The organism is Gracilimonas sp. BCB1, from assembly GCF_040117685.2.
In the GTDB taxonomy this organism is placed as follows: Bacteria; Bacteroidota; Rhodothermia; order Balneolales; family Balneolaceae; genus Gracilimonas.
Window position 1 is genome coordinate 182,887 of sequence record NZ_JBEDYP020000010.1, and the last position, 6,304, is coordinate 189,190.

The 6,304-nt window shown below is 44.8% G+C and carries 4 protein-coding genes; 2 read left to right on the forward strand and 2 right to left on the reverse strand.

Annotation, left to right across the window (positions count from 1 at the left end):
* Nucleotides 1–368: 368 nt before the first annotated feature.
* Nucleotides 369–2,780 carry an efflux RND transporter permease subunit gene (locus ABFW99_RS05755; protein WP_349355210.1) on the reverse strand — a complete coding sequence of 804 codons (2,412 nt, stop codon included), beginning with the start codon at nucleotides 2,778–2,780 and terminating at the stop codon, nucleotides 369–371.
* A gap of 515 nt (nucleotides 2,781–3,295) precedes the next feature.
* Between ABFW99_RS05755 and ABFW99_RS05760 the strand changes: the two genes are divergently transcribed.
* Nucleotides 3,296–4,345, forward strand: a complete 1,050-nt coding sequence (locus ABFW99_RS05760; protein WP_349355211.1) for a hypothetical protein — start codon at nucleotides 3,296–3,298, stop codon at nucleotides 4,343–4,345.
* Nucleotides 4,346–4,417: 72 nt separating this feature from the next.
* Nucleotides 4,418–5,458, forward strand: a complete 1,041-nt coding sequence (locus ABFW99_RS05765) for a hypothetical protein (RefSeq protein WP_349355212.1) — start codon at nucleotides 4,418–4,420, stop codon at nucleotides 5,456–5,458.
* Between the two features lie 8 nt (nucleotides 5,459–5,466).
* Here the strand turns inward: ABFW99_RS05765 and ABFW99_RS05770 are convergent, their stop codons facing one another.
* Nucleotides 5,467–6,198, reverse strand: coding sequence for a sugar phosphate nucleotidyltransferase (locus tag ABFW99_RS05770; protein ID WP_349355213.1), 732 nt, complete (start codon nucleotides 6,196–6,198; stop codon nucleotides 5,467–5,469).
* Between the last annotated feature and the right edge of the window lie 106 nt (nucleotides 6,199–6,304).

Sequence of the window (6,304 nt, forward strand, 5' to 3'; positions counted from 1 at the left end):
GATAACATCCACTCAGGAATGTGCAGATTTCTGTTGAGAAAGGAAAATCAAATAGTTAGCGGTACGGATGGGCATGAATGCTGATTTCTTATCCTTGTGTAAATAGTTACAGGAAATCGCTTAAAAGCTACAACTTCCTCTCTGGAAAGCAGACCTTCCGCCCCCTGGTGCCCAAGCAGGAGCTTGGGCACCAGGGGGCTGTGGAGTCAAGGGGGGCAAACACAGGATGACCAGAGGCAAGTAACCAGATTCCTGCCTCCGCAGGAATAACGGTGAGGGTGGAAAAAGAAAGTATGAGGTATTCTCAATACTATGTACTCAATACTAATTTCTCACATCTAACATCTTTTATCTTAAATCTATAAACCCTAAAACCGAATCCAGTCTTTATCTTCCAGCCATTGAATGAGCGCAGGCAGGAAGGTGATCGAAGTAAGCAGGGTCATCCCAATTCCCAGCACCGCCATTATCCCAATCGACTGCAGGCCCGGATGTGTGGTAAACAACAATCCGGCAAAACCCAACATGGTGGTAATAGAGCCCATGGTTATATGCTGCCCCGTACTGGAAAGTACCTGCCACATGCTGTTCTTCCCCTCCTCCCGGTACCGGTGGGCCAGATGTACGCCGCTGTCTTCACCGATTCCCAGAATAGCGGGAAGCACCACCAGGTTATAGAAGTTAAACTGCAGTCCGAATATCATCATGATTCCAAATAGCCAAAGCAAGCCTACCAACAGAGGGAGCATCGCTATGATTGACCATCGAAACGACCGGAAGGAAAACAACATGAAGAAGTAAATGAAAATGAAGGTGGCTCCTACCATATACGGACTTTCCCTCTGCATCAACTCCAGCATGGAAGCAGCGACAATGGAGGTACTGGCACCATAAAAGGTCTCCCCGCTGTCCAGTTTTACAACGGCTACATCTTCCTTAAAAGCGAGTGATTTTACCCCGTCTCCGAGTCCTACCGAAGGATAGATGATAACAAAACGCCCTACCTCTCCGTCTTTGGTAATAAAGCGGGACTTCAGGTAATTCGGGATGGAATCCAGCGAAACGGGCTCGGTGGTTTGGGCGGCCATCCTAAGTTTTTCCAGGTCTTCATCCTCCTGCTCAACCAAAAACGGATCCTGCAGCAGCTCGCGTATCTCGGCTATCTTTTGGAGCTTCTGCTGCTCTTGCTCCTCATTGATGGGATAGCGTTCCTGAAGGGTCTCCACACTTTGGATGGTAGGTGATGTGGTATCCGAAGCCATTCGTTCTTTCAGGATGTTTGCAATCTCTTCCACCTGCTCATTGGTTTCGGCGATGATGTAAGCGGGGTTTCGCTTGCTGTTGTCATCTACCTGTCCGGCAAAGGAGCGAAACTCTTCATATTCGGGAAAGGTCGGTTCCAGCTCCCCAAAGTCGTACTGAAAGCGGAGATTCCCGCTGAAGCCGATCACAAAAGCTGAAGCTACCAATCCCACCGTTACAATGGTTCGGGCGTATGGATAGCGATGCACACCGTCGTATTCTTCCTTCTCCTCATCCGAAATCAGGATCCAGTTCAGTCGTTCATCAAAAATCACCAGCAGGGCCGGCATAATGTAAAGCATGGCTACCAGCGCCAGCAGTATTCCGGTTCCAGATATAAATCCAAATTCGGAGAAGCCCCGGAAATCGGCAAACATCAAAATGTATAAAGCCGCTGCCGTTGTGAAGGCCGAAACGAGAATAGCTTCTCCGGTCTTTTCATTGGTTTGCATCACGGCATCGTGGGCATTCATTCCCAGCGAGCGCAATTCAATGTACCGGGCGTAGTAGTGAATACCATAGTCGATCCCCAGCCCAAACAGGATCACGAAAAGCACTGAAGTCATAGTATTCAATATCCCTAAATAGAAATAGGTGATGCCGAAGGTCCAGGTAAGGCTCATCAATAGCGGGACACCGATAATAAGCACAGGAACCGGCATGCGTAAGATGTGGGACCACACCGAGTAATCTCCGTTACCGTTTGTTCCTTTGCGGTAATGGATGTATTTCTTGAAGAAAAAGTACAGCATTACCAGAACGATAACGCTGCTTATACCACTTGCAAAACTACCCAATACATCGTTCATGATGGAGCTCAGTTCTTCAAGGTGTCTTTGCAGCCTCCCCCCGTACCGGATCTCCATCTCCGGATGGTAAGCCTGAGGATTCATAGAAGCCAGCAGAGCATCATATTCTTTAAACATATCCTCCAGGTATTTGATGTCGCTTTTGGACCCCGTTGGGAATAACTTTACCACCAAAATGGTGCTGTCTTCATTCACCGGGTATTCAGAAGGAACCAGCATATCGTAGCTTTCTTCAAAATCTTCAGCCCCGGTGGTTTCTTCCTCTTCCTCATCGCCGAGATCAAAGTAGAACGGGTTGGCTTCTTCTTTGGCCTGTTGAATTTCATCTTGCAGGTACCTGGTAACTTCTTCCAGCTCGTTTTCGCTGGCGAGGTAAAGGGCGTTGTTCTTTACAAACTCAGTTTCCCTTCGGAACTCGGCCCTCTTGAAGAAGGTGTCTTCGTAGCGGGGATAGTACAAATCGAGGGAGCGCTGAATCAGCGTATCGGCAAAGGCTTTGTTGGCCTCAAAACCCGGAGAGTTGATGACCACCAGCATTGCCGTTTCTCCCCCTACCGACTCACTCAGTTCTTCCAGAGCTAATACATTGGGATGGTCTTCGGGGAGGAGATTCGCTATATCGGTATCAATTTTAAGCTGAAGGGCATAATAGCCTCCTAAAACAGCCAAGAGAGTGCAAAAAGTTATTACCCAATACGGATGAGAGTAATTGAATTTTAAAAGCGGCTTCAGAAGCCTCAAAAGTTGTTTCATGTAACTATGTTCCTGGAAAATTCTTTAATCAATGCCCTTAATATGTTAGAGGGTCTGATTTTATTTTGCAGATGACCTCAGCGGTAGCGGATGAATCTGATATCAATATTTTAAATGTCAACATAAAAAATATGGCCGCCAATCCTGAAGCGGTGGAAATTAACTGTTTTTCGCCTAATTTATTCCATATGAACACGCAATTTTAAAAAACAAAACATCTTCTGTTAACATAGCTATAATTGATTCAGACTAATCCATGATTTGTCCCGTTTGTTCGGTTAAGTATGAATCAGAATAATTTTCAAAGTCGCCAATGAAATCTTCCAAAGTCGTGTTAAGCCTTTAAATTTACCCTTACATCAACTGTTGAATTCTAATTATCTATCATCTGCACAAGCTTTTTGCACCCATTTTTTCAATTATATTCATCAATGAAATCTTACTTCTTTAGGTTCTTATTTATTCTTTTTTTGCTACCGGCTTCTCTTTCTGCTCAAACGGTCTATTTCCCGGTTGGCAGCTTTGGTGATGCTGATGAGGAGGACTTCGCTGCCAAAAATATCCAGTCCAAATACTTCAATGAACTTTGGACCTATCATGTGCATCTGGACAACGGGGTTCAGCTGATCTATACCTTCTCGATCAACGATTTCGGCTCATTTAAAGGCAGGGTTACCGGCGTTAAGCTTTCGGTTAGCTGGACCGATGGAAATACCTATGTGGTAAATAAGGAATATAATCCAGCAACCTTAGTGGTTGAGCCGGACAGCAATTACATCCGCCCTCACCCTGACCGGCCTTACTGGGGCAAGGGCCGTTTTGATGATAAGCACCGCTTGTTTTTTCACAACACCAATGACGGGGTTCAATACGACCTTGATCTCACCTTCAGCAACATTGCGAAAGGAAAAACCATGGGAGACGGGGTGTATAAAGTCGGCAATAATGAGCTGGGTATGGCTTTACTTATCCCACATGCTGACGTGAAAGGCATGGTAGCCATTAACGGTGATACGCTGAATGTGACCGGTGTGGGATATATGGATCACATCTATCAGAACAACCTTTCTTCTGAAATTATTGACCGCAGCTACCGAATTAAAACCGGGGATGATGAGAATGGCATGTTTTTTCATTTCCTTACGCTTAAGAAGGCCGGTATCCAAACCCCGATTGGATATGGTGTAGGATACCGAAACGGACTTGAATACCTGATCACTCCTTCATCCATAGAACGGATAGAATCAGATCCTGAAACTTCTGAATTGGACAGCTATGTAAAGATTAAACCCTTTCAAACCGACATGCTGAACGTAAGGGTAAAAAGACACATGGACACCTATTCCCTGCTCAATGAATTAAGCGGTATCAAACGATTCGTTGCAAAAAAAGTGATTGGCGGTGAACTGATTGAGATGAACGGCACGGTGACCATCAATAAAAACCAACCCGGCTATTTCTATTATCTGGTCACTAAATGATAAATTAGAGGTCAATACAACTTACCTTTTTGAAGGATGAGGCTCACTCTATTAATTTTCGAGCAGTATTCTATGAAACATGCTTTCATCGCTTTCCTCTGGTTATTTCTTTTTCAACCGGCTTTGTTTGCTCAAAATATTGTTGAAAGCACTCAGCCCGAAATAACGGATCTTGAACAGGATGATTTCAGGATTCACGAACAACAGGGTGCTTATTACAATGAGCAATGGGCTTACCATGTAATTCTGGATAACGGGGCTCAAATCTATGTAACCTACGCCGTACATCATTTTGCGGGACTCAGGAATTCTTCTACCAGCGGAAGACTTTCCTTATTGAATTGGAAGGGAGAGAATTATAGTACCGCCAAAGAATACAACCTGAAGAACCTGCTGGTTCATGAAAACCCGTATAAACTAAAACTGCATCCCGAACGTGATATCTGGATTGAAGGGATACCCGGCTTTAATCCTCATCACTTTCACTATCGTGGTAAATATGATTTCCACATCAGTTTTGATGATCCTTTCCCCGGTTTTAAGCCCGGCGATGGGGTTTTTAAGTTAGGTGAAGAGGATGAACTTGGAATGTTTATCCATATTCCCTTTTCCAGAGTTTCTGGTTATATCGCCGGGGGGTCGGATACCGTAAGGGTTTCAGGGATTGGCTTTATGGATCATTTTTATCAAACAAATTTAGCTACCAGGCTGTTTGAAACCGGGTACAAGTTTAACGCAAAAACAGAACGTGGTTTTTCCGGCGGCCATTTTATGGTGCCTAAGCATGCTCCCTATGAGGCAATTGGTTACGCCTATTTCTATGACGGAGAAACATTGACGCTGAAAAATCCTGAAAAGCTAATCGTTAATGAACGAAAAGAAGTATCAGGAACTAAAATTCCTGTTGATATATCAGTCTGGTATGAAGACGGCTCGGGCGATACTTTTTATTTTAGTGAGGTAGAGGAAAAAGTAGCGATGTTGGATGAACTGAGTACTCTAAAAAAACTGATCATTAAGCCCTTTTTAGGTGGAGAAGTTCTTTTCTACCGGGGCCGGGCTCAAAAAAACAACAACGAAGAGGTTTATTTTAACCTTTCTTTAGTTGATTGATCTCAGAGTTATACACTCAGCATCTTCTCGGCTTCGGCCAGCATTTCAGGGGTGTCCACATCCTGCCAGTAAGCGTCCCCGATATTCAGGGTATGCATTTTACCGGCTTCAGCAAGGGCTTGTACTCCATCAGAAAGGGAGGCATCACCGGTAGCCTCATACACTTTTTTAATTTCTTTAAGCAGCGCCTTTGTGCAAACAAATACTCCGGTGTCAATGCAATTGTATTCGCTGATCAGCTTGCCTATCGCTTTGATACGTCCTTCCTTCACCATTACTTTGGTGGCATCGTCCATGTCAAAGATGTCATCCAGTTTGTAGTCAACCAATAAGGTAGCCGTACCTTCATCAGGCTGATGTGCCCCGGCCAGTTCCATCATTTCATCTGAAAGGATGTGATCGGCCATCGTCAGGATGAAGTCACCTTCTATAAAAGGCTCTGCAGCCAATACCGAGATTCCGTTACTCAAATCATAGCGTTTGTTATGGGCAAACTCGATGGGAACTTCTCCGGTGTAGGAATCGAGGATATCATTCTTGATTTCTTCAAAACCAAAGCCCAGCACAATAACTACTTTACCACATCCGGCCGTTTTCAGGCTTTCAATGGTTCGGTAGATAAGCGGTGTACCACCGACGGAAGTCAGTGGTTTGAGATCAGTATCTGTGTCCGCACCGGCAAGGCGGGAACCGAATCCCGCCGCTAAAATCACACCTGTTTTCGTAGGTAATTCAGACATAAAACTTATTTGTAGGAATCGTAATTCTCAGACAGGTGAGTTACCGGCTCCTCTCCGCCCATAACGCGCAGAGTGTTTGGATCTTGAAATGTAAAATAAGGGTCTG